This is a genomic window from Mesorhizobium sp. M1396 (assembly GCF_040317725.1).
GTDB lineage: Bacteria > Pseudomonadota > Alphaproteobacteria > Rhizobiales > Rhizobiaceae > Mesorhizobium.
Genome location: NZ_JAMYLA010000017.1, coordinates 13,176 through 34,604, shown reverse-complemented (window position 1 = coordinate 34,604; position 21,429 = coordinate 13,176). Strand labels below are relative to the sequence as shown.

Sequence of the window (21,429 nt, the reverse complement as noted above, 5' to 3'; positions counted from 1 at the left end):
GACCGCCGTTCAAGAAAACCGCCCGGCAGGGCATGCCGTGGCGGTTTCATTTGCTTTTCGGGCTTTGGTCGGCCCGAAGCGAACAAGACAAGAGGCGTGGAGTGCCGGAGGCACGACAGGGACCTCATAGAAACGGAGTAGCAAAATGCCCAAGATGAAGACCAAGTCCGCTGCAAAAAAGCGGTTCAAGATCACAGGTACGGGTAAAGTCCTGTCGGCTGCGGCCGGCAAGCGTCACGGCATGATCAAGCGTTCCAACAAGTTCATTCGAAATGCCCGCGGCACGATGGTTCTGGCTGAACCGGATGGCAAGAAGGTCATCAAGAATTTTCTGCCGAACGGCCTCTAAGGCGTGATGCCAAAAAGTTGCAGACTTTTTGGATAACATCCCGCTCAAATAAGGCATTCGGTCCGGACACGCATTTGTTTTACGCAATTCCGAACGGAAAACCGCAAGGGCACTTTTCCTGGAATTGCTTTTAAGGAGATCATGACATGGCACGCGTAAAGAGAGGCGTCACCTCGCACGCCAAGCACAAGAAGGTCCTGAAAGCCGCAAAAGGCTTCTACGGCCGCCGCAAGAACACCATCCGCATCGCCAAGCAGGCGGTGGAAAAGTCGCTGCAATACGCTTACCGCGACCGCAAGAACCGCAAGCGCTCGTTCCGCGCGCTGTGGATCCAGCGCATCAACGCGGCGACCCACGAGCATGGCCTGACCTACGGCCGCTTCATCGACGGCCTCAACAAGGCCGGCATCGAGATCGATCGCAAGATCCTGTCGGACATGGCCATCCATGAGCCGCAGGCTTTCGCAGCCCTGGTCGCCAAGGCCAAGGTGGCGCTCGAATATCTGAAGAACACCACGCCGAACGCTTTTGAAAGCGCTGTCGCCTAAGACCAGCGCTTCCCAAGCATTCGCAATTCTGATTTGGGGAACCCGCGCTGGCACGGCTGGCGCGGGTTTTTCTTATACCTGATGTAACCAAAATGGTGACGACGAACCAAAATGGTGCCGGTCGCCCGATCGAGAGAGTTTCGCCGTGAACGACACAGCCGGAAATCTTGAAGCCCTGGAGGCCTCGCTGCTTGCCGACATCGCATCGGCCTCCGACGAGGCCTCGATCGAGGCCGTGCGCGTCGCGGCTCTTGGCAAGAAGGGTTCCATCTCCGAAATGTTGAAGACGCTCGGCGCCATGACCGCCGAGGAGCGCCAGTTGAAGGGCCCGGCCATCAACGGCCTCAAGAACCGCGTCACCGATGCCCTGACGGCCCGCAAGGCCGAGCTCAGGGATGTGGCGATCACAGCCCGCCTGGCCGCTGAAAAGGTCGACGTGACGCTGCCGGTGCGGCAGTCGCCGGCTGAGCGCGGCCGCATCCATCCGATCAGCCAGGTCATCGACGAGATCGCGGCGATCTTCGGCGATCTCGGTTTCTCCATAGCCGAAGGTCCGGATATCGAGAGCGATTACTACAATTTCACCGCGCTGAATTTCCCCGAAGGCCATCCGGCGCGCGAGATGCACGACACCTTCTTCTTCCAGCCGGACGAAAAGGGCGAGCGCAAGCTTTTGCGCACCCACACCTCACCCGTGCAGATCCGCACCATGGAGACGAAGAAGCCGCCGATCCGCATCGTCATTCCGGGTAAGACCTATCGTCAGGATTCCGACGCTACCCACTCGCCGATGTTCCATCAGGTCGAGGGGCTGGTGATCGACAAGACGGCCAATGTCGCGAACATGAAGTGGGTGCTGGAGGAGTTCTGCAAGGCCTTCTTCGAGGTGCCGCAGGTCAAGATGCGCTTCCGGCCATCCTTCTTTCCGTTCACCGAGCCCAGCCTCGAGGTCGACATCCAGTGCGACCGCTCGCGGCCCGGCGAGGTGCGCTTCGGCGAAGGCTCCGACTGGATGGAGATCCTCGGCTGCGGCATGGTGCATCCCAACGTGCTGCGCCATGGCGGGCTCGATCCGGACGAGTATCAGGGCTTTGCCTGGGGTATGGGCATCGACCGCATCGCCATGCTGAAATACGGCATGCCGGACCTGCGCGCCTTCTTCGACGCCGATGTCCGCTGGCTGTCGCATTACGGCTTCCGGCCGCTCGACATGCCGACTTTGTTCGGAGGCCTAAGCGCATGACAGCGCCGCACGCCGGCGGCTGCCGTTGCGGCGCCGTGCGGTTCGAGGCCTCGGCCGAACCGCATCACGTCAGCTATTGCCATTGCGGCGATTGCCGGCGGGCGAGCGGCGCGCCGGTATCGGCCTTTGTCGGCTTCCTGGCCGGTCAGGTCGCGTTCACCGGCAAGGCGCTGAAGATGTTCGAGAACGGCCCGGTGACGCGCTCCTTCTGCGGCGTCTGCGGCTCGCCCATCGCCTATGTCGACGAGCGGCTGGAGGATGACATCTATTTCATGCTCGGCGCCATGGACATGCCGGCCGATTTCAAGCCGACGCTGCATGCCTATGTCAGCGAGCAGCTTCCCTTCCTGCATATGTCCGACGACTTGCCGAGACATCTGAAATCAAGCGTCAAAAGACCAGACGGAACAGTCCAATGAAATTCACCCTCTCCTGGCTCAAGGACCATCTCGAGACCGACGCCTCGCTCGACGAGATCGTCGAGCGGCTGACCTCGATCGGCCTCGAAGTCGAGCATGTCGACGACAAGTCGAGCCTGAAGCCGTTCGTCATCGCCAGGGTGCTGACGGCGGTGCAGCACCCCGATGCCGACCGGCTGCGCGTGCTCACCGTCGACACCGGCGACGGCAAGGCACCGGTGCAGGTCGTCTGCGGCGCGCCCAATGCACGCGCGGGTCTGATCGGCGCCTTTGCTGCGCCCGGCACCTACGTGCCCGGCATCGACGTGACGCTGACGGTCGGCAAGATCAGGGGTGTCGAAAGCCACGGCATGATGTGCTCCGAGCGCGAGCTGGAACTGTCCGACGAGCACCACGGCATCATCGACCTGCCCCAGGATGCGCCTGTCGGCACCAGCTTCGCTGCCTACGCGCATCTCGACGATCCGGTCATCGAGATCAACCTGACGCCGAACCGGCCGGACGCCACCAGCGTCTACGGCATCGCCAGGGATCTGGCGGCGAGTGGACTTGGCCGTCTCGTCGGCGGCGCTATCATGCCCCATGTCGGCAACGGCATGTGCCCGGTCAAGGTGACGATCCTAGCGCCGGAACTCTGCCCCGGCTTCGCGCTGCGGCTGGTCAAGGGCGTCAAGAACGGCCCGTCGCCGAAATGGCTGCAGCAGCGGCTGATCGCCATTGGTCTCAGGCCGATCAGCGCGCTGGTCGACATCACCAACTACGTCACCTTCGACCGCGGCCGGCCCCTGCATGTGTTCGACGCCAGCAAGGTCGCCGGCAATCTGACCGTGCGCCGCGCGCGCGATGGCGAAAAGGCACAGGCGCTCGACGGCCGCGAATACACGCTGACGCCGGAGATGTGCGTCATATCAGATGAAGACGGCGTCGAATCGATCGCCGGCATCATGGGCGGCGAGCATTCGGGCTGCGACGAGAACACGTCGGACGTGCTGATCGAATCCGCCCTTTGGGATCCGATCACCACGGCGCGCACCGGCCGCACGCTCGGCATCATCACCGATGCGCGCTACCGCTTCGAACGTGGCGTCGATCCTGAATTCATGGTGCCCGGAGTCGAGCTGGCGACCAGATTGGTGCTCGATTTCTGCGGCGGCACGCCGACGGAGATCGAAGTGGCCGGCTATGCGGGCCACACGCCCAAGATCGTCTCCTTCCCGCTTTCGGAAGTGAAGCGGCTGACGGGCATCGAGGTGGCGAAGGCGGAAAGCCTCGACATCCTGTCGCGCCTCGGCTTCAAGCCCGAGGGGTCGGGCGATACCGTCAACGTCGCCGTGCCGTCCTGGCGCCCCGATGTCGACGGCAAGGCCGATCTGGTCGAGGAGGTGATGCGTATCCACGGCGTCGACAACATCGCCCCGCAGCCGCTCGGCGCGCATGACGCGGTCAACGCCAGGATACTCACCACGCTGCAGGTCCGCACCCGCACGGCCAAGCGCGCGCTTGCCGTGCGCGGCATGATGGAAGCCGTCACCTGGTCGTTCATTCCGGCCAAACACGCCGAACTGTTCGGTGGCGGCCAGACGGCACTGAAACTCGCCAACCCAATCGCCGCCGACATGTCCGACATGCGGCCGTCGCTGCTGCCGGGGCTGATTGCCGCTGCCCAGCGCAATGCCGACAGGGGCATCGGCGACGTGGCGCTGTTCGAAGTCTCTGGCACCTACGAAGGCGATGGCGCCGACCAGCAGCGGCGCGTTGCCGCCGGCGTGCGCCGCGGCACCGCTAAGCTCGACGGCTCCGGCCGCAACTGGGCCGGCAATTCGAGCCCGGTCGGCGTGTTCGACGCCAAGGCCGATGCCATCGCCGCGCTCGAAGCCTGCGGTGCGCCGGTCGAGCGGCTGCAGATCGAGGCGGGCGGTCCGGCCTGGTATCATCCCGGCCGTTCCGGCACGATCAAGCTCGGCCCGAAAACCGTGCTCGGCACGTTCGGTGAATTTCACCCGAAGGCGCTTGAGGGCCTCGATGTTTCCGGGCCGCTCTGCGGCTTCGAAGTGTTCGTTGATGCCGTGCCCGAGCCCAAGGCCAAGCCGACGAAGACCAAGCCGACGCTCGAGCTCTCCGCCTTCCAGATGGTCAAGCGCGACTTCGCTTTCGTCGTCGACAAGACCGTCGAGGCCGGCACGCTGGCGCGCGCGGCGCTCGCCGCCGACAAGAAGCTGATATCAGGCGTTTCGGTCTTCGATATTTTCGAAGGTGCCTCGCTTGGAGCGGGCAAGAAGTCGATCGCCATCGAAGTTTCGATCCAGCCGGTCGAGAAGACGTTGACCGACGAGGATTTCGAGGCGCTGGCCAAGCGCATCGTCGAGAATGTCGGCAAGCAGACCGGCGGCGTTCTGCGCGGGTAGATTCTTTTGACGCAATTCCCAAGGGAAAGCGCTCTGCGCTTTTCCCGGGAAAACCGTTTCACACTTTTCCTGGAATTGCTCTGAGCCTTGCGAGCAGACGGCGAATCGCACTCCAAAGAGCGATGGATCATCTGCGCTAGTCCGGCCTTCCTTTCGAAACGCAACGCACGGCGTTTCTTGAGATCGTTCTCCCCGTCCTTTACGGGGGGAAGGTAAGGGTGAGGGCAGCGCTAACATCGAATATGAATAGCGAACGCTGGCGCCGCCCCTCATCCGCCTGCCGGCACCTTCTCCCCGTATAGTGACCTATCGGATTCACACATCTTTCTGCGGCGGCTAAAGAAACGTGAAATCAAAGACTTAAGTGAGGGCGATGTTGTCATGATCTCTTGGCGGCGCTAGGATGCAGGCGTTGAAAATGCTGGCATTTTTGACCTACCGTCCATGAGCGGAAAGAGATGTGTGAATGCCATAGGTATAGTGACAGGGAGAAGGGATGCTCTGGCAACCGCCCCGCTCTTCGGTTAGCCTCCAAAAAATTCCTTGGCGGGAGGATGAACCTTTTTGGACCGATCAGCGACAGAGCAGACAGGAGCCAGGCGGCTCGACCGGCCATGACAGCAGCGACGGAAACCGATCGCGCGCTTGTCGACCGGGTCGCGAAGGGCGACCGTGCCGCCGTGCGGCTCCTGTTCATGCGTCACCACGCGCGGGTCTACCGCTTCGTGGCGCGCCAGACGGGATCGGAAATGATGGCCGACGATATCGCCAACGAAGTGTTCCTCGAGCTATGGCGCCAGGCGCCATGCTTCGAAGGGCGCTCCGAAGTCTCGACATGGCTGCTCGGCATCGCCCGTTTCAAGGCGCTGTCCTTGCTGCGCAAGAAGAAGGAAGACTGGATCGACGACGAGGCCGCCGCCGCGGTGGCCGACAGCGCCGACACGCCGGAAGTCGTCACCATGAAGGGAGACAAGGCTGCCGCCTTGCGCCGGTTCGTCGACGCCTTGCCGGAAGAGCATCGCGTGGTGATCGATCTTGCCTATTATCATGGCCAGTCGGTGAGCGAGATCGGCGAAGTGCTCGACATTCCGGTCGCGACCGTCAAGACTCGAATGTTTTACGCCCGCAAGAAACTCGGTGAGGCCCTCAAGGCCGCCGGTTACGACAGGGGGTGGCCATGAGCGCCGCTGAAAAGATGTCGCGCCGCGACGAAATGGAAACGCTGCTGCCGTTCTATCTGAACGGCTCGCTGGAAGGTTCGGACCTGGAAGCCGTCGAGGAATGGCTGGCCAGCGATCCGGCGGCACTTGCCGCCCTTGGCGAGGCGGAAGCCGAATTCTCCGGCACCACGGCCGCCAACGAAGCGATCCGTCCGCCGGCCGATGCGCTCGGCCGCTTCGCCAGGGCGCTCGATGCCGAGGCCGGACCTGTCCGCCAGCCGGCAGACTCGTCCTGGCTGGCGCAGGCCTGGGGCCGCTTCATGGCGGTGCCGGTCGGCGTCGCCTGGGCCGCGGCCGCGGTTCTGCTGGCCCTGGTCATGGTGCAGTCATTTGTCGAGCCCAGCGGCAAGGGCAGTGATTTCGAGATAGCCGGCGCGCAAGACGATCTGGCGAAAATGCCGTTCGCCCTGGTCAAGTTCAAGCCGGATGCGAAGATGTCGGATATTTCTGGCTTTCTCGGCAGCAACGGGCTGAAGATCATCGGCGGACCGACCACCGACGGCGTCTTCCGGCTTGGCATTCCCGCGACCACCACCGCCGACTACACAAGGCAAATCGGCCTTGTTGCCGCCCAGCCTTTCACGGAGACTGTGATCGAGGGAAGGAGGCCGGTTGATGGCGGCTGAGGCGGTCATTCGATTTGCGGCAATGCTTGCGGCGACGATGACAATCGCCGCCGTGCCCGCGTCGGCGCAGACCAGCGCGAAGCCTGAACCCGCGAAAATCGACTGCCGCGACGGGGCCAACGCGGCCGGGGCGGACTGCGGCAAGGATGGCAGTGACAGTGCAGCCGGTGCGGGTCCTGCAGCGGCAGGGGCCGTCTTTCTGCCCGCCTTGATCGTCGACCTGTTTCCCAATCCGGCAGCGCCTCCGGCACCGGTGCCGACGCCACGGCCGGCTCCGGCGACACCGCCGGCCGATAGTCAAGCCGGCCCTCCGTCTGGCGGCCCGATCGTCTCTCCGACCGATCTCATTGCCGTTCAGCCGCCGCGCGCGGTGGTCGGCGATTTCGTGCCCGACGAGGTGCTGGTGACCGTCGACGGCGACGCCGGCGCGGTGCAGCAGATCGCCGCGTCCTTCGGCCTCCAGGTGCGCTCGCAGCGCCAGTCGCGGCTGCTTGGCACTACATTGGTGCGCTTCGGCATTCCCGATGGCCGGCCCGTCGGCGTCGTGCTGGCGCAACTGGCGGCCGACGGCCGCACCCAGCGGCGCGAGCCCAACCATGTCTATTCGCTGCAGCAGGCCGCCGGCATCGTCAACTATGCCTTCGACCGAATCGCGCTCGATTCCAAGCAGGCCAGCGGCGAAAACGTTCGCATCGCGGTGATCGACACAGGCATCGACGACACCAACCCGGCGCTGGCTGGCGTCGTCGCCGAACAGTTCGACGCCATGCCGGGGGTGCCGATCGAAAAGCGCGATCACGGCACGTCGATCGACGGCCTGATCGCCGGCGTCGGCGCGCTGGAGGGCATGGCGCCGGGCGCCAGGATCTACCACGCCCGGGCCTTCGAGGGCGGCAAGTCGACCATGGATGTCATCCTATCGGCGCTAGACTGGGCGGCGGAGCAGGACGTGCGCATCATCAACATGAGCTTCGTCGGGCCGAAGAACGACCTGCTCGGCGTCGCCTGCCGCAATGCCCGGGCGCTCGGCATGGTGCTGGTCGCCGCCGCCGGTAACAACGGGCCGAAAGCACCCTATGGTTATCCGGCCGCCTTCGACGGCGTCATCGCCGTGACCGCCACCGATGCCAAGGACGGGCTGATGCCGCAGGCCAATCGCGGCGCCTATGTCTTCATCTCGGCGCCCGGCGTCGAGATGGTGGCGCCGAGCGGCGCCGGCTCGGATGTGGTCACCGGCACCTCGTTCGCGGCGGCGATCGTCAGCGGCGCGATTGCCAATCTCATCCATGCCGCGCCCGATCGCTCGGCCGACGACATCGAGAAGGCGCTCGCGGCAACGGCCAGGGATCTCGGCCCCAAGGGCCGCGACAATGATTTCGGCTATGGGCTGCTGGACATCAAGGCGGCAGGGGCAACGGAATAAATTCCGTATATTATACTTCGCGGACCCAAGGGCTATGGTCGATAGTCATACACTTTCCATCTTGGCCGCAATCCGTTTCAGGCCACCGGTAGTGAGATTTAGGCCCCAGCCAGGAAGGGCCGTTCGCCGACAAGGCTCTGATTTTTAGACTCAATAGAAAAAGTCGCCGGCAGGACTTCTTTCCGTACGGCCAATTCGCGAAGAGATGCCAGGGCCGGCTGATCTAGCTTTAGGTTCTGAATTCTCACCCCTTTGTAATCAGTAGGAACGATGGTGTTCCGTAACGACCCTTGGGTCGAATCCGATCTGTAGACACCATGAGCCAGAGCATCGGAAATTGCCAGCGATAGGCACATGTCTTTGGAAGAGAACGATATACTCCCTAGCAGGCCAGCGAATTGCGTGCCCTTCAGGGCTTCAGTCAACTCGTTGAATATCTCAACCGCACCGCCCGCATTCTTGTGGCCTTGCTCCATTACAATGTTCAACGGCCATTCCGTGCGTTTGGAAGCCACGAACGAAATCGCCCACAGCAAGCAAACCCGAAAACACAGACCATATTCAGAATCCAAACGGATGCCGCGAGCCGGAGCGGGATTTCGATAGAACGAAACATAGTCATCGCGTCTGAAACCGGCGGATATGCCGAGCGCAAGGTATCGATCAATCAACGGGAAAAAGCGGCTGGCAAAGGAAAACCTCTTTTCCTTCTCCCAGCCGGCGAACTCCCCTTGTTTGGCCCGGTACTTCTTGGCGTGAAACCTCTTGATGTCGAACTCTGACAGCAGCGCCGCCAGATCGGTCTCATAGCTACCCCATTGATCAACATCGCCTAGGAAGCCAGCCACGACCGTGTTGGTAGCCTCGCCACCATGGGTTCCGCTTTCGTCAAAGTGAGCCGTCATCACCATGAACAGGCTTCCTTGTCGCACAGTGCGGAGGGACTCGCGAGCGGCGCAATTACCTGAGAAATGCCATTCCACATCTGTCATACCTCTTTGGGTACGCCAAGTACGATATACAGTATGTCGTTGTCTCAAAACCGGGGCCACTTTTGAGCGTCATGCATTTAGCCCGGCGCGCCGGCGACCGATCCCCTGACCACCAGGTCGACGGGCCAGACTTCGCCGCGAGCGCCCTCTTCCAGCCCCGAAATCCGGGCCGCCAGCCGCTCGGCGACGCGGGCGCCGGCGAGACGGATGGATGAGCGCGTCGTCGACAGCGGCACTGAAAAATTCTCCGGCCTCAGCCAGGGGAAGACGTCGTCATGGGCGATCAGCGACACGTCGCCCGGTATGCTCAGGCTGAGGTCGCGCACCGCGCGCACGACGCCCAGCGCCATGATCAGGCTGGAGCAGGCGATCGCCGTCGGCGCATCGCCCTCTTCCAGCAAGCGCCTGGTGGCGCGATAGCCATTCTCTTCGGTCATGACCACCGAGCAGACGTGTCGTTCGCCCAAAGTCAGCCCGCTCGTGGCGAGCGCCCGGCGCACGCCGCGCTCGCGATGGATGGCAAAGGTCTCGCGGTCGTCGCCGTTGATCAGCGCCAGCCGCCGGTGGCCTAGCTGGATCAGCAGCCTGGCCGCCTCGTGGAAGGCGCCCTCATTGTCGATGTCGGTGAAGGCATAGTCGAAATCGAAGCCTTCGCTACGGCCATGGACGATGAAGGGAATGCCGAGCGTGTTGACCAGCGCCACGCGCCGGTCGGCGGGCCTTGGCGAGGAAATGTAGACGGCGTCGACCTGCCGGTTGGCGACGATGCGCCGGTAGGTCGTCTCCTGGTCGTCGGCATCGGCCGGCGACAGCACCAGGTCGAGTTCGTGCGAGCGGGCGTAGTCGCCGAGGCCAGACAAGAATTCGACGAAATGCGGATCGATGTCGACGGACGCACCGGTCGGCAGGACATAGCCGATCATACCGGTCTTGCCGGTCGCCAGGCGGCGCGCGCTCGGATTGGGACGGTAACCATGGCGCTTGGCGGCATCCATGACACGCCTGCGCGTTTCCTCGTTGACCTCGGGATAGCCGTTCAGCGCCCGGCTTACCGTGGTCTGCGACAGCGCCAGCATATGGGCAAGCTGCTTGAGGTTCACGAAAACTCTCCATCTCCCTCAAAGCGCTTTTAACTTGAATCGACCCAAGTGCCCTCGGGGTTGAGCCGTTCGACAACGAACCATAAGCGTGGTTCAGACGTGTTTGAAACAAAAAATGCTGCTGCACTGCCATAAAAGCATGTTGCAGCGCACTTTTTAGGCCGCAGACGCGCCGGATTAAATCGACTAGCCCACCTGCCTCTTGACTTCCGGCCGATTCAATGGCGAGATCAAAAAGGCCAAAGCGCTTTGGAAGACTCTCCGAAAGGTTGCGGTTCCTTTCCGAGTGAGTCACAGTCCTGCGGCGTCGGCGGGCGGAATGGAGGTTCCGTCCGGTGTGTTTGATCCACTGGGAGGAATACCGATGAAGAAAATGCTTTTGCTGGGTGCCGCGTTTGCCACGCTCGCCCTGGGCGCGCCGGCTCATGCCGAACTGAAGTTCAAACCGGGTGAGGACAAGCGCTTCAACTGGGCAAACTACGAAGAGCTCAAGAAAGTCGACCTCAAGGGGGAGACGCTGTCGATCTTCGGACCGTGGCGCGGTGAGGACGAAGGCCTGGTGCGCGGCGTTCTCGACTATTTCTCGGAAGCCACCGGCGTCGAGATCAAATACTCCTCCTCGGAAAATTACGAACAGCAGATCGTCATCGACACGCAGGCCGGCAGCCCGCCCAACATCGCCGTGCTGCCGCAGCCGGGCCTGATCCAGGACCTGGCATCGAAGGGCCTGTTGACGCCGCTCGGCGACGACACCGCCAAATGGATCAAGGACAATTACGGCGCCGGCCAGTCATGGGTCGATCTCGGCACGTTCAAGGACAAGGACGGCAAGCCAGGCTTCTTCGCCTTCCCCTACAAGGCCGACGTGAAATCGCTGGTCTGGTACTCGCCGGACAACTTCGAGGAAGCCGGCTACAAGGTGCCGAAGACGCAGGAAGAGCTCGCCGATCTCGAAAAGAAGATCATCGCCGATGGTGGCAAGCCCTGGTGCATCGGCCTCGGCTCCGGCGGCGCCACCGGCTGGCCGGCGACCGACTGGGTCGAAGACCTGATGCTGCGTACCCAGTCTCCGGAAGTCTACGACAAATGGGTGAAGAACGAGATCCCGTTCAACGACCCGTCGGTGGTCAGCGCCATCGATATCTTCGGCAAGATCGCGACCGACGACAAGATGGTCGACGGCGGCGCCAAGGCGGTTGCGGCGACCGATTTCCGCGACAGCCCGAAGGGCCTCTTCTCTGTCCCGCCGAAATGCTACCTGCACCATCAGGCGTCGTTCATCCCGACCTTCTTCCCGGAAGGCACCAAGGTCGGCCAGGACGCGGACTTCTTCTACTTCCCTCCCTATGCCTCCAAGCCTGAACTGGGCACGCCCGTGCTCGGCGCCGGCACGCTGGCGATGATCACCAAGGACTCCAAGGCCGCCCGCGCGTTCATCGAATTTCTGAAGATGCCGCTCGCCCATGAGATCTGGATGGCCGAGGGTGGTTTCGTGACGCCGCTCAAGTCGGTCAACAAGGAGGCCTATGCCAGCGACGCGCTGAGGAAGCAGGGCGAAATCCTCGCCAACGCCTCGACCTTCCGCTTCGACGGTTCCGACCTGATGCCGGGCAAGATCGGCGCCGGCGCCTTCTGGACCGGCATGATCGACTTGGTCGGCGGCAAGTCCGCGCAGGATGTCGCCACCGACATTCAGAAAAGCTGGGACGCGATCAAGTAGGCGTCCGACAGGAAGCAGCCGATTGTTCGGCTATCCGATCCCGACTGGATCCGGGCCCTGGAGGCCCGGATCCGACCGGCGGCCCGTGCCGCGGCGATTATCATGAGCACACAAACATCCGGCATGAAGCGCGATCAGCAAAGGGAAAGCCTGTCTTGCCTGGCGATCGCGCTCTGAACAACTGAATCGGCGCATCTCACCGCCCGGACCGTTCGGCCTTGGCTGATGATACGCAGGGGGAGGGACCCATGGCGGCTCAGATTTTCTCGGCCATATTCGTAATCATCGTCGGGGTCGGCGGTTGCGTCGCCTATTTCTGGGGCGCCAACAAACTGGTCGACCTGATATTCCCGTCGCGCGGCGTCGCCGGCGCCGCGGCCATCGACAATCTGCGCCGGCAAGGGCTGGTCCGACCATGGCTGTTCGTCGGTCCGGCGATGATCATCCTCACCATCTACCTGATCTACCCGGTGGTCGAGACGCTGCGGCTGTCGTTCCTCGATCGCGGCGGCATCAATTTTGTCGGCTTGGCCAACTATGAATGGGCCTTCGGCGACCGCGAGTTCCGCAACTCGATCCTCAACAACATCATCTGGCTGGCGGTGGTGCCCGCCGCCTGCACCTTCCTCGGGCTGATCATCGCCGTGCTCACCGACAAGATCTGGTGGGGCACGATCGCCAAGAGTCTGATCTTCCTGCCGCTGGCGATCTCCTTCGTCGGCGCCAGCGTGATCTGGAAATTCATCTACGAGTATCGTGGCGAGGGCCAGACCCAGATCGGCATCCTCAACGCCATCATCCAGCATTTCGGCGGCCAGCCGCAGGTCTGGATATCGCTGCCGTTCTGGAACAATTTCTTCCTGATGGTGATCCTGATCTGGATCCAGACCGGCTTTGCCATGGTCATCCTGTCTTCCGCCCTGCGCGGCATTCCCGAAGAAACGCTGGAAGCCGCCGTCATCGACGGCGCCAATCCGTTCCAGATCTTCTGGAAGATCATGGTGCCGCAGATCTGGGGCACCATCGCCGTCGTCTGGACCACTATCACCATCCTGGTGCTCAAAGTGTTCGACATCGTTCTGACCATGACCAACGGCCAGTGGAACAGCCAGGTGCTGGCCAACCTGATGTTCGACTGGATGTTCCGCGGCGGCGGCGATTTCGGCCGTGGCGCCACCATCGCCATCATCATCATGATCGCTGTCATTCCGATCATGATCTGGAACATCCGCCAGGCGAACAAAGAGACGGGAGGACATTGAGATGGCCGTTGCGACCGGAAAGTCCTTCGCCAGCCGCTTTGGCGTCCACATCGCCGTGCTTGTCTTCGTCGCGATCTGGACCATACCGACGCTCGGCATCCTGGTCTCGTCGCTGCGCGACAAGAACCAGATCATCGCCTCTGGCTGGTGGAACTCGTTCGCCAGTTCCACCCAGACCGAGGCCGGCCGACTGCCGGCCGCCTCGACGCAAGTCGAAAAGGACGGCAAGTTCGTTCTCGAGGGCAACATCTTCGGCGACGGCGCCAAGCGCAACATCAGCGCCTTCGGTGTCAAATCGGCGGCACCGACGCAATATCCCGCCGACACTTCGGCCGATCTCGGCGACGGCGTGACCCTGCGGCTCAATGCCGATGGCAGCTTCGTCATGGCCTCGCCCAAGGCGTTCGAAGGCGATCGCGGCCAGCGTGTCTACTATGCCTCGTCGGCGCCGCCGAAATTCACCACCGACAACTACAAGACGGTGCTGTTTTCCGAGGGCATCGGACGGTCGTTCATGAACTCGCTGACCGTCACCATCCCGGCGACAGTCATCCCGATCCTGATCGCGGCGTTTGCCGCCTATGCGCTGGCCTGGATGCGGTTTCCCGGCCGGGCGCTGCTGATCGCGGTGATCATCGGCCTGCTGGTGGTGCCGCTGCAAATGTCGCTGATCCCGCTTTTGAAGCTCTACAACGGCGTCGGCGCTTTCTTCGGCATGCCGTCGAAAACCTATCTCGGCATCTGGCTGGCGCATACCGGCTTCGGCTTGCCCTTCGCCATCTACCTGCTGCGCAGCTACATTGCCGGCCTGCCGCGCGAGATCATGGAATCGGCGCGTATCGACGGCGCCAGCGATTTCGAGATCTTCGTCAAGATCGTTTTGCCGCTGTCGTTCCCCGTGCTGGCCTCGTTTGCCATCTTCCAGTTCCTATGGGTATGGAACGATCTGCTGGTGGCGATGGTTTTCCTCGGTACAGAGGCAGACCAGATCGTGCTGACCGCCAAGCTCAACGCGCTGTTGGGCTCCCGCGGCGGCGACTGGGAGATTCTGACGACATCGGCTTTCGTGACCATAATCGTGCCGCTGATCGTCTTCTTCTCGCTGCAGCGCTATTTTGTCCGCGGGCTGCTTGCCGGCTCGGTGAAAGGAGGCTGAGACGATGCAATCCGCTTTGAAGGCCAGCTCGAAACCTGACCTCGCCATCGATCGCGACTGGTGGCGGGGTGCTGTGATCTACCAGATCTATCCGCGCAGCTACCAGGACTCGAACGGCGACGGCATAGGCGACCTCAAGGGAATCATCGGCCGCCTCCCCTACATCGCCGCACTCGGTGCGGACGCCATCTGGATTTCGCCGTTCTTCAAATCGCCCATGAAGGATTTCGGCTATGACGTCACCGACTACCGCGACGTCGATCCGATGTTCGGCACGCTGGCCGACTTCGACGCGCTGACCGCCGAGGCACACAGGCTGGGCTTGAAGGTGATGATCGACGAGGTGCTGTCGCACACCGCCGACAACCACCCGTGGTTCAAGGAAAGCCGGTCGAGCCGCACCAACCCGAAGGCCGACTGGTACGTCTGGGCGGACGCAAGGCCGGACGGCACGCCGCCCAACAACTGGCTGTCGATCTTCGGCGGCTCGGCCTGGCAATGGGACACCAGCCGCCAGCAATATTACCTGCATAATTTCCTGGCCGAGCAGCCCGACCTCAACTTCCACAACCGCCAAGTCCAGAATGCGCTGCTGGACGTCACCCGTTTCTGGCTGGAGCGCGGCGTCGACGGCTTCCGGCTCGACACCATCAATTTCTACTTCCACAGCCAGGGCCTGGAAGACAATCCGCCGCTGCCGCCGGAAGAGCGCAACGACCAGACCGCACCGGCGGTCAACCCCTACAACTACCAGGATCATCTCTACGACAAGAGCCGCCCGGAGAACCTCGGCTTCCTCGAGCGCTTCCGCGCCCTGCTCGATGAATATCCGGCAACCGCCGCGGTCGGGGAGGTCGGCGATTCGCAGCGCGGACTGGACGTGGTGGCTGCCTACACCGCCGGCGGCAAGCGCGTACACATGTGCTATTCCTTCGACTTCCTGGCGCCGGAAAAGATCAGTGCGGCCAAGGTCCGCTCGGTGCTGGAATCCTTCAGCAAGGTCGCCAGCGATGGCTGGTCGTGCTGGGCCTTTTCCAACCATGACGTGATGCGCCCGGCCTCGCGCTGGGCGGCCGGCGAAGCCGATCCGACCGCCTATCTCAAGGTCATCTCGGCACTGCTGATGTCGCTGCGCGGTTCGGTCTGCATCTATCAGGGCGAAGAGCTTGGGCTCGGCGAAGCCGACCTTCGGTTCGAGGATTTACAGGATCCCTATGGCATCCGCTTCTGGCCGGAATTCAAGGGCCGCGACGGCTGCCGCACGCCGATGGTGTGGGACGGCAGCGCCAGCAATGGCGGCTTCTCATCGGCAAAGCCCTGGCTGCCGGTGCCGGCCAAGCATATGTCGCAAGCGGTCAATGTTCAGCAGGGCGACGAGAACTCGCTGCTTGAGCACTACCGGCGCTTTCTGACCTTCCGGCGTGCCCATCCGGCACTGGCCAAGGGTGACATCACCTTCATCGAAAGCGAGGGCGACACCGTCGCCTTCACCCGCCGCGCGGGCAATGAGCAGGTCGTCTGCGTCTTCAATCTGGGAGCCGGGCCAACCGAGGTTGACCTCGGCGGCCGATCGCTGCAACCTTTGCCCGGGCACGGATTTTCGGGGCAGGCGAGCACCGGTTCCATACGGCTCGGCGGCTACGGCGCCTGGTTCGGGCGCGTCGACTGAATTTCAAATCACTTGAATTTCAAATTACTGGAGGGAAACCAATGGCCGATGTCACGCTAAGACAAGTGAAGAAGTCCTACGGCAATCTGAACATTCTCCACGGCATCGACCTCGATATCAAGTCGGGCGAATTCATCGTCTTCGTCGGCCCGTCGGGCTGCGGCAAGTCGACATTGCTGAGGTCGATCGCCGGGCTCGAGGAAATCACCTCCGGCGAGCTCAGAATAGCTGGCGAGGTCGTGAACGACGTGCCGCCGTCGAAGCGGGGCATCGCCATGGTGTTCCAGTCCTACGCGCTGTATCCGCACATGACCGTCTACGACAACATGGCGTTCTCGATGAAGATCGGGAAGGAGAACAAGGCCGAGATCGATCGGCGCGTGCGCCAGGCGGCGGAAATCCTGCAGCTGACGAAATACCTCGACCGCTTGCCCAAGGCGATGTCGGGCGGACAGCGCCAGCGCGTCGCCATTGGCCGCGCCATCGTGCGCAATCCGAAGGTGTTCCTGTTCGACGAGCCGCTGTCGAACCTTGACGCCGCACTTCGCGTCGCCACACGCATCGAGATCGCCAAGCTCAAGGAATCGATGCCCGCCACGACCATGATCTATGTCACCCACGACCAGGTCGAGGCGATGACGCTGGCCGACCGCATCGTGGTGCTCAAGGACGGCCATATCGAACAGGTCGGCACGCCGATGGACCTCTACAAGAAGCCCGGCAATCTGTTCGTTGCCCAGTTCATAGGCTCGCCGGCCATGAACATCCTGCCGGCGACCATCGACAAGACCGGAAATCCGACTGTCGTCAGCCATGTCGGCGGGCGCAAGGCGACCGTGCCGATCACGACGCCTGCTTCGGCAAAGGGTGCCGCGGTGAGCTTTGGCGTGCGACCGGAGGACCTGATCATCGCCAGCGGTGCGGACTATCTGTTCGAAGGGACGGTCGACTATGTCGAGCAGCTCGGCGAAGTCCAGCTTGTCTACATCGACATCGGCCGCGCCGACCTGCCGCTGGTGACCAAGCTGCCTGGCAATGTCGAAGTCAAGCGTGGCTCGACATTGCGCCTGAGCGCCAATGGCGAAGACCTGCATATCTTCGACACGGATGGGCGGTCCTTCGCTCTTCACGAAGCGGAGGCGAAGGCGGCCTGAGAGGTCGCACGACGATACTGCCCTGTTACAAAAACAAGAGCGGCGGGCAAGGTCCGCCGCTCTCGTTTGGAGATCAGCTTCGGCTGTTAGCGGCCGAAGAGGTTCCGGTCACTGCCCTGAGGGGCGGACTTCGGTGCATCGCCAGACGAATTGAGCAGCTTGTAGACGGGCGATTCGCTCTTGCGGATCGAGCCCGTATGCGAGGTGTCGACGTTGACGGTCGACTGCTTGTTGATGTCGGTGCCGCCAGCGTTGTCGTTGCGGGCATAGGCGCTGCCGGCGGCAATCAGAAGAGCGGCGGCAGTAAGAACAATCTTTTTCATTTTGATACTCCGTATTCTCGAATTCGATACGGCGGGTTAACCCGCCGCATCGCTGTCGGATGTTGGTTTTGGTCGGATGTTAGTTGTTGCCGAACAGGTTGCGGTCGCTGCCATGGTTGACAGGCGCCTGCGTGGCCGGCTCCGACTTCTTGACGGAAGCCGTGTACGAGCTGTCGACCGCGGCGGCAGGCTGGTCGGCGCCCTTGGAGCCAAAGTTGTCGCTGCCGGCGAAGGCACTGCCGGTGATGGCCAGAACGGCGGCGGCGGCAAGAAGGATCTTGTTCATTTTAGTCTCCTGAATTTCTGGATTTCGCCAGGACAGCGGGCAGACCCGCCGTCAACTGGGAATTGGTTGTTAGCGGCCGAAGAGGTTACGGTCGCTGCCCTGAGCGGGCGTCTGGGCAACCGGTTCCGAGGTCTTGGTGGAAGCCGTGTACGACTTGTCGACCGCGGCAGCAGGCTGATTGGCGCCGTTCGAACCGTAGTGGTCGCTACCATTAGCGAAGGCGCTGCCGGAAATGGCCAGAACGGCGGCGGCAGTGAGAATGATCTTTTTCATTTTTTTGTACTCCAGTGTCTTCTTTTCCGTCCGTCCAGCGGCGTGTCTTGGAAAGGAAATCGCGTCGTTCGGACAGCCCCGATGTGGGAGGGCATCCTCACCTTTTCCAATCACGAAGTTGTTCCGTGTGGACCATGAATCCGCCACTTGAAATTGTGCCACGGGATTCCACACGCTACTTTTTATTCATGTTTTTCAATACCTTACGTAAAATCGCCCGCTGGATCACCAACTGTTTCCAAGGGCCGGCGTTCACACCGTCCTGCACGCACCGTCAACAGAAACGAACCGTTCGGTTCGATTTTAGAACCAGCTAATGGTCACTTTTCGAAACCGTTAACCTTTTTTGGTCGCCGGCAAGGGGCTGGCTTCGATGAGATTGCAGTTGGGAATGGCCGCCGCGGAGATAGGATTTCGGCTCCGCAATCGCCAACGGAACGTTTCGCATGCGTGTCGCGCCGCATGGATACGATGTCGTTTTCATGCCGATGACGCGCCCGCGATCGTGGTTAGATCGTACCATCTCAGGTGCCGCTTCGTGACGACGAGGCGGAGAATTGGGAAGCCGGTCAGAATCCGGCGCTGCCCCCGCAACGGTGGTGGAGTTCAAGTCGCAACGGGAGACCACTGGGCAGTTGCCTGGGAAGGTGTCGCGATGGTCCGTAAGGACAACTCCAGAGCCCGGAAACCAGCCCGAGATTTCTAGACTCGACTGATCGCGGTGGGCGGTCAAGAGGTGGATAGTGCATGTCCGGCGCATCGCCGGCCTGCGTCCGATCCTTCCTCCGTCACCACCAGTTCAGTCCTTAAGAAACGAGGACAGGACATGGATATTCGCAACGACATGCTGAGGCTCTTGAACAGCCGCCGGCAAGGCTTTTCGCTAGAGCAGCCCTTCTACACCGATCCAGACTTTTTCAAGCTCGACATGGAGCTGATCTGGTATCGTGATTGGCTGTTCATCGGCCACGATTGCGAGCTGCCGAAGCCAGGCAGCTACATCACAGTTCAGATCGGCGACTATCCGGTCGTTCTTGTCCGCGACCAACAAGGCAAGATCAACGCCTTCCACAATTCCTGCCGCCATCGCGGCAGCCGGGTCTGCAACACAGACAAGGGCACGGCGGCAAAGCTGGTCTGCCCCTATCACCAATGGACCTATGAGCTCGACGGCCGGCTGCTGTTTGCCCGCCAGATGGCCGACGGTTTCGACAAGAGTGAGTTCAGCCTGAAGCCGGTCGCCTGCGAGAGCGTCGGCGGCTACATCTTCATCTGCCTGGCCAGGGAGCCCGCCGATTTCGCGCCGATGCGGGCGATGATCGAACCTTATCTTTTGCCGCACCGGTTGCGCGAAGCAAAGATCGCCTTCGAGAGCACGATCATCGAGAAGGGCAACTGGAAGCTGGTCTGGGAAAACAATCGCGAGTGCTATCACTGCGTCGCCAATCATCCCGAGCTGTGCAAGACCTTCCCGGAAGCGCCTACCGTGACCGGCGTCAACGGCGCCGACAGCGACCCTGAAATGGTCGCGCATTGGGCCAAATGCGAGGCATCAGGCCTGCCGAGCAAGTTCCGCATCGATCCGGCCGGGCAGTACCGCGCCACCCGCGCGCCGCTGTTGCGCGATGCCGTCAGCTACACCATGACCGGCAAGCTGGCGGTGAAGAAGAACCTCTCCGACACTGTCTCCGCCGACAGGATCGGAACCTTGATGCACTATCACTATCCGACGACCTGGAACCACATCCTCATCGATCACGCGGTGACGTTCCGGGTGCTGCCGATCAGCGCCACGGAAACGGCGGTGACGACGAAGTGGCTGGTGCACAAGGACGCGGTCGAGGGGGTCGATTACACCATCGAAGACCTCACCCATGTCTGGACCGAAACCAACGACCAGGATCGCCGCATCGTCGAGGAAAACGCCTTTGGCATCCTGTCGCCCGCCTACGAGCCCGGCCCCTATTCGGAGTTGCATGAGGGCGGCGTGATCCAGTTCGTCGAATGGTACGCGTCGTTCATCGGCCCGCGCCTCGCCGAAGGCGGCCGGCCGGCCCTGCGCAGCGTGGCCTAGTGCATGTCGCCCAAAATGCGCAGCGGCTTTGGGATCATGCATAAAACAAAAGGGACAAGAGGATGAATGCGATGACGGATCTTGGCCTCTATCGCCATCTCGACCAGATGACGCCCTGGAACGACAGGCTGCAGGTGCTGGAAGTGATCGGCGTCAGCGACGAAGCACCCGACGTAAAGACCTTCACCTTCCGCTCCGACAACCAGACCTGGTTCCGCTACAAGCCGGGCCAGTTCGTGACGCTGGAACTGCCGACAGCCGACGGGCCGCTGATGCGCACCTACACGCTGTCGTCCTCGCCATCGCGGCCGTTCTCGATCGCGGTGACAGCGAAGGCGCAGGCGGGCAGCACAGGCACGCGCTGGATGTTCGACCATCTGGCGCCGGGCTCGCACGTCAAGGCCTATGGGCCGACAGGTGACTTTTCGCTGCACAGCCACCCGGCGGCCAAGTATCTGTTCATCTCCGCCGGTTCCGGTGTGACGCCGATGATGTCGATGCTGCGCTGGCTGAACGACTGCGCGCCATGGACCGATGTCGGCTTCGTCAACTGCGCGCGCCGTCCGGAAGAGATCATCTTCCGCAAGGAACTCGAACTGCTCGGCAGCCGCATGCCCGGCCTGTCGCTCGGCTTCATGATCGAGGAGCGGTCGAGCCGCGAGGGCTGGTTCGGCCATATGGGCCGCATCGATGCGATCCGGCTGCCATTGCTGGCGCCCGATTTCCGCGAGCGCGAAATCTTCTGCTGCGGCCCCGATCCCTTCATGCGCGCCGTGCGCGGCATGCTGGAGGCCACCGGCTTCGACATGACGAAATATCATCAGGAGAGCTTTGCGGCGCCTGTCGTGGAAGAAATCCTGGCGCCGTTCACGTCGCCCGAGGAAGACGGCGCCGCCGTTGTCGCCGAAGCCGTGACACCGATCCGGTTCGCGCTTTCGGATGTCGACGCCGAATGCGTCGCCGGCCAAACCGTGCTGCAGACCGCGCGGGCTTCAGGTGTGAGGATTCCCGCCGCATGCGAGTTTGGCCTGTGCGGCACCTGCAAAGTGAAGAAGGTCGCGGGCGACGTCGAGATGAGCCACAATGGCGGCATCCTCGACCACGAGATCGACGACGGCTTTATCCTCGCCTGTTGCTCAAAACCGCTTTCGGCGCTCGAAATCGAGGCGTGACCGGCGGTTGGTGCC

Annotated in this window: 20 protein-coding genes and 1 riboswitch; of the genes, 15 read left to right on the top strand and 5 right to left on the bottom strand. The window is 62.2% G+C overall.

The features are described from left to right. Positions 1-145: 145 nt before the first annotated feature. From rpmI to NKH02_RS13445, 8 genes are all read left to right on the top strand, one after another. Positions 146-349 carry a 50S ribosomal protein L35 gene (gene rpmI, locus NKH02_RS13480; RefSeq protein WP_006201248.1) on the top strand — a complete coding sequence of 68 codons (204 nt, stop codon included), beginning with the start codon at positions 146-148 and terminating at the stop codon, positions 347-349. Positions 350-495: 146 nt separating this feature from the next. Continuing rightward, positions 496-897 carry a 50S ribosomal protein L20 gene (rplT, locus tag NKH02_RS13475; protein WP_006201247.1) on the top strand — a complete coding sequence of 134 codons (402 nt, stop codon included), beginning with the start codon at positions 496-498 and terminating at the stop codon, positions 895-897. Between the two features lie 145 nt (positions 898-1,042). Then, positions 1,043-2,140: a phenylalanine--tRNA ligase subunit alpha gene (pheS, locus tag NKH02_RS13470; RefSeq protein WP_352879314.1), complete on the top strand. Its 1,098-nt coding sequence runs from the start codon at positions 1,043-1,045 to the stop codon at positions 2,138-2,140. After that, positions 2,137-2,559: a GFA family protein gene (locus tag NKH02_RS13465; protein WP_352879312.1), complete on the top strand. Its 423-nt coding sequence runs from the start codon at positions 2,137-2,139 to the stop codon at positions 2,557-2,559. The genes pheS and NKH02_RS13465 overlap by 4 nt, the downstream gene beginning before the upstream one ends. Then, positions 2,556-4,964 (top strand): phenylalanine--tRNA ligase subunit beta, encoded by a 2,409-nt coding sequence (pheT, locus tag NKH02_RS13460; RefSeq protein ID WP_352879310.1) that lies wholly within the window; start codon positions 2,556-2,558, stop codon positions 4,962-4,964. The genes NKH02_RS13465 and pheT overlap by 4 nt, the downstream gene beginning before the upstream one ends. A gap of 614 nt (positions 4,965-5,578) precedes the next feature. Further along, positions 5,579-6,145 carry a sigma-70 family RNA polymerase sigma factor gene (locus tag NKH02_RS13455; RefSeq protein ID WP_352879308.1) on the top strand — a complete coding sequence of 189 codons (567 nt, stop codon included), beginning with the start codon at positions 5,579-5,581 and terminating at the stop codon, positions 6,143-6,145. Further along, entirely contained in the window at positions 6,142-6,810 is a 669-nt protein-coding gene (locus tag NKH02_RS13450) for an anti-sigma factor (RefSeq protein ID WP_352879306.1), read from the top strand. The genes NKH02_RS13455 and NKH02_RS13450 overlap by 4 nt, the downstream gene beginning before the upstream one ends. Then, positions 6,800-8,233, top strand: coding sequence for a S8 family serine peptidase (locus NKH02_RS13445; protein WP_352879304.1), 1,434 nt, complete (start codon positions 6,800-6,802; stop codon positions 8,231-8,233). Before NKH02_RS13450 ends, NKH02_RS13445 begins: the two co-directional genes overlap by 11 nt. Positions 8,234-8,331: 98 nt before the next feature. Here the strand turns inward: NKH02_RS13445 and NKH02_RS13440 are convergent, their stop codons facing one another. Further along, entirely contained in the window at positions 8,332-9,144 is an 813-nt protein-coding gene (locus NKH02_RS13440) for a hypothetical protein (RefSeq protein WP_352879302.1), read from the bottom strand. Between the two features lie 158 nt (positions 9,145-9,302). Then, positions 9,303-10,325, bottom strand: a complete 1,023-nt coding sequence (locus NKH02_RS13435) for a substrate-binding domain-containing protein (RefSeq protein ID WP_352879300.1) — start codon at positions 10,323-10,325, stop codon at positions 9,303-9,305. 364 nt (positions 10,326-10,689) lie between these two features. Between NKH02_RS13435 and NKH02_RS13430 the strand changes: the two genes are divergently transcribed. The 5 genes from NKH02_RS13430 to NKH02_RS13410 all read left to right on the top strand — a co-directional run bounded on the left by NKH02_RS13430 (position 10,690) and on the right by NKH02_RS13410 (position 17,286). Next, entirely contained in the window at positions 10,690-12,045 is a 1,356-nt protein-coding gene (locus NKH02_RS13430; RefSeq protein ID WP_352879299.1) for an ABC transporter substrate-binding protein, read from the top strand. Between the two features lie 248 nt (positions 12,046-12,293). Beyond that, positions 12,294-13,307, top strand: coding sequence for a carbohydrate ABC transporter permease (locus NKH02_RS13425; protein WP_352879297.1), 1,014 nt, complete (start codon positions 12,294-12,296; stop codon positions 13,305-13,307). Position 13,308: 1 nt separating this feature from the next. After that, a complete protein-coding gene (locus NKH02_RS13420) occupies positions 13,309-14,463 on the top strand; it encodes a carbohydrate ABC transporter permease (protein WP_352879295.1) in 1,155 nt (384 codons plus the stop codon). 4 nt (positions 14,464-14,467) lie between these two features. Then, entirely contained in the window at positions 14,468-16,132 is a 1,665-nt protein-coding gene (bglA, locus tag NKH02_RS13415; protein WP_352879293.1) for a beta-galactosidase BglA, read from the top strand. A gap of 41 nt (positions 16,133-16,173) precedes the next feature. Beyond that, complete coding sequence (locus NKH02_RS13410; protein WP_352869318.1) at positions 16,174-17,286, top strand: ABC transporter ATP-binding protein; 1,113 nt, start codon at positions 16,174-16,176, stop codon at positions 17,284-17,286. 86 nt (positions 17,287-17,372) lie between these two features. Here the strand turns inward: NKH02_RS13410 and NKH02_RS13405 are convergent, their stop codons facing one another. The 3 genes from NKH02_RS13405 to NKH02_RS13395 all read right to left on the bottom strand — a co-directional run bounded on the left by NKH02_RS13405 (position 17,373) and on the right by NKH02_RS13395 (position 18,168). After that, positions 17,373-17,609 carry a DUF680 domain-containing protein gene (locus tag NKH02_RS13405; RefSeq protein ID WP_352869321.1) on the bottom strand — a complete coding sequence of 79 codons (237 nt, stop codon included), beginning with the start codon at positions 17,607-17,609 and terminating at the stop codon, positions 17,373-17,375. A 79-nt stretch (positions 17,610-17,688) separates the two neighbouring features. Continuing rightward, on the bottom strand, positions 17,689-17,895 hold the full coding sequence (locus NKH02_RS13400) for a DUF680 domain-containing protein (RefSeq protein WP_352879291.1): 207 nt from the start codon (positions 17,893-17,895) through the stop codon (positions 17,689-17,691). 69 nt (positions 17,896-17,964) lie between these two features. Beyond that, positions 17,965-18,168 (bottom strand): DUF680 domain-containing protein, encoded by a 204-nt coding sequence (locus NKH02_RS13395; protein ID WP_352869327.1) that lies wholly within the window; start codon positions 18,166-18,168, stop codon positions 17,965-17,967. A 509-nt stretch (positions 18,169-18,677) separates the two neighbouring features. Further along, positions 18,678-18,879, top strand: a riboswitch (cobalamin riboswitch). A 115-nt stretch (positions 18,880-18,994) separates the two neighbouring features. Here NKH02_RS13395 and NKH02_RS13390 point away from each other — a divergent pair. Further along, positions 18,995-20,242 (top strand): aromatic ring-hydroxylating oxygenase subunit alpha, encoded by a 1,248-nt coding sequence (locus tag NKH02_RS13390; RefSeq protein WP_352879289.1) that lies wholly within the window; start codon positions 18,995-18,997, stop codon positions 20,240-20,242. A 71-nt stretch (positions 20,243-20,313) separates the two neighbouring features. Continuing rightward, entirely contained in the window at positions 20,314-21,414 is a 1,101-nt protein-coding gene (locus NKH02_RS13385) for an FAD-binding oxidoreductase (protein ID WP_352879287.1), read from the top strand. The last annotated feature ends 15 nt before the right edge of the window (positions 21,415-21,429 follow it).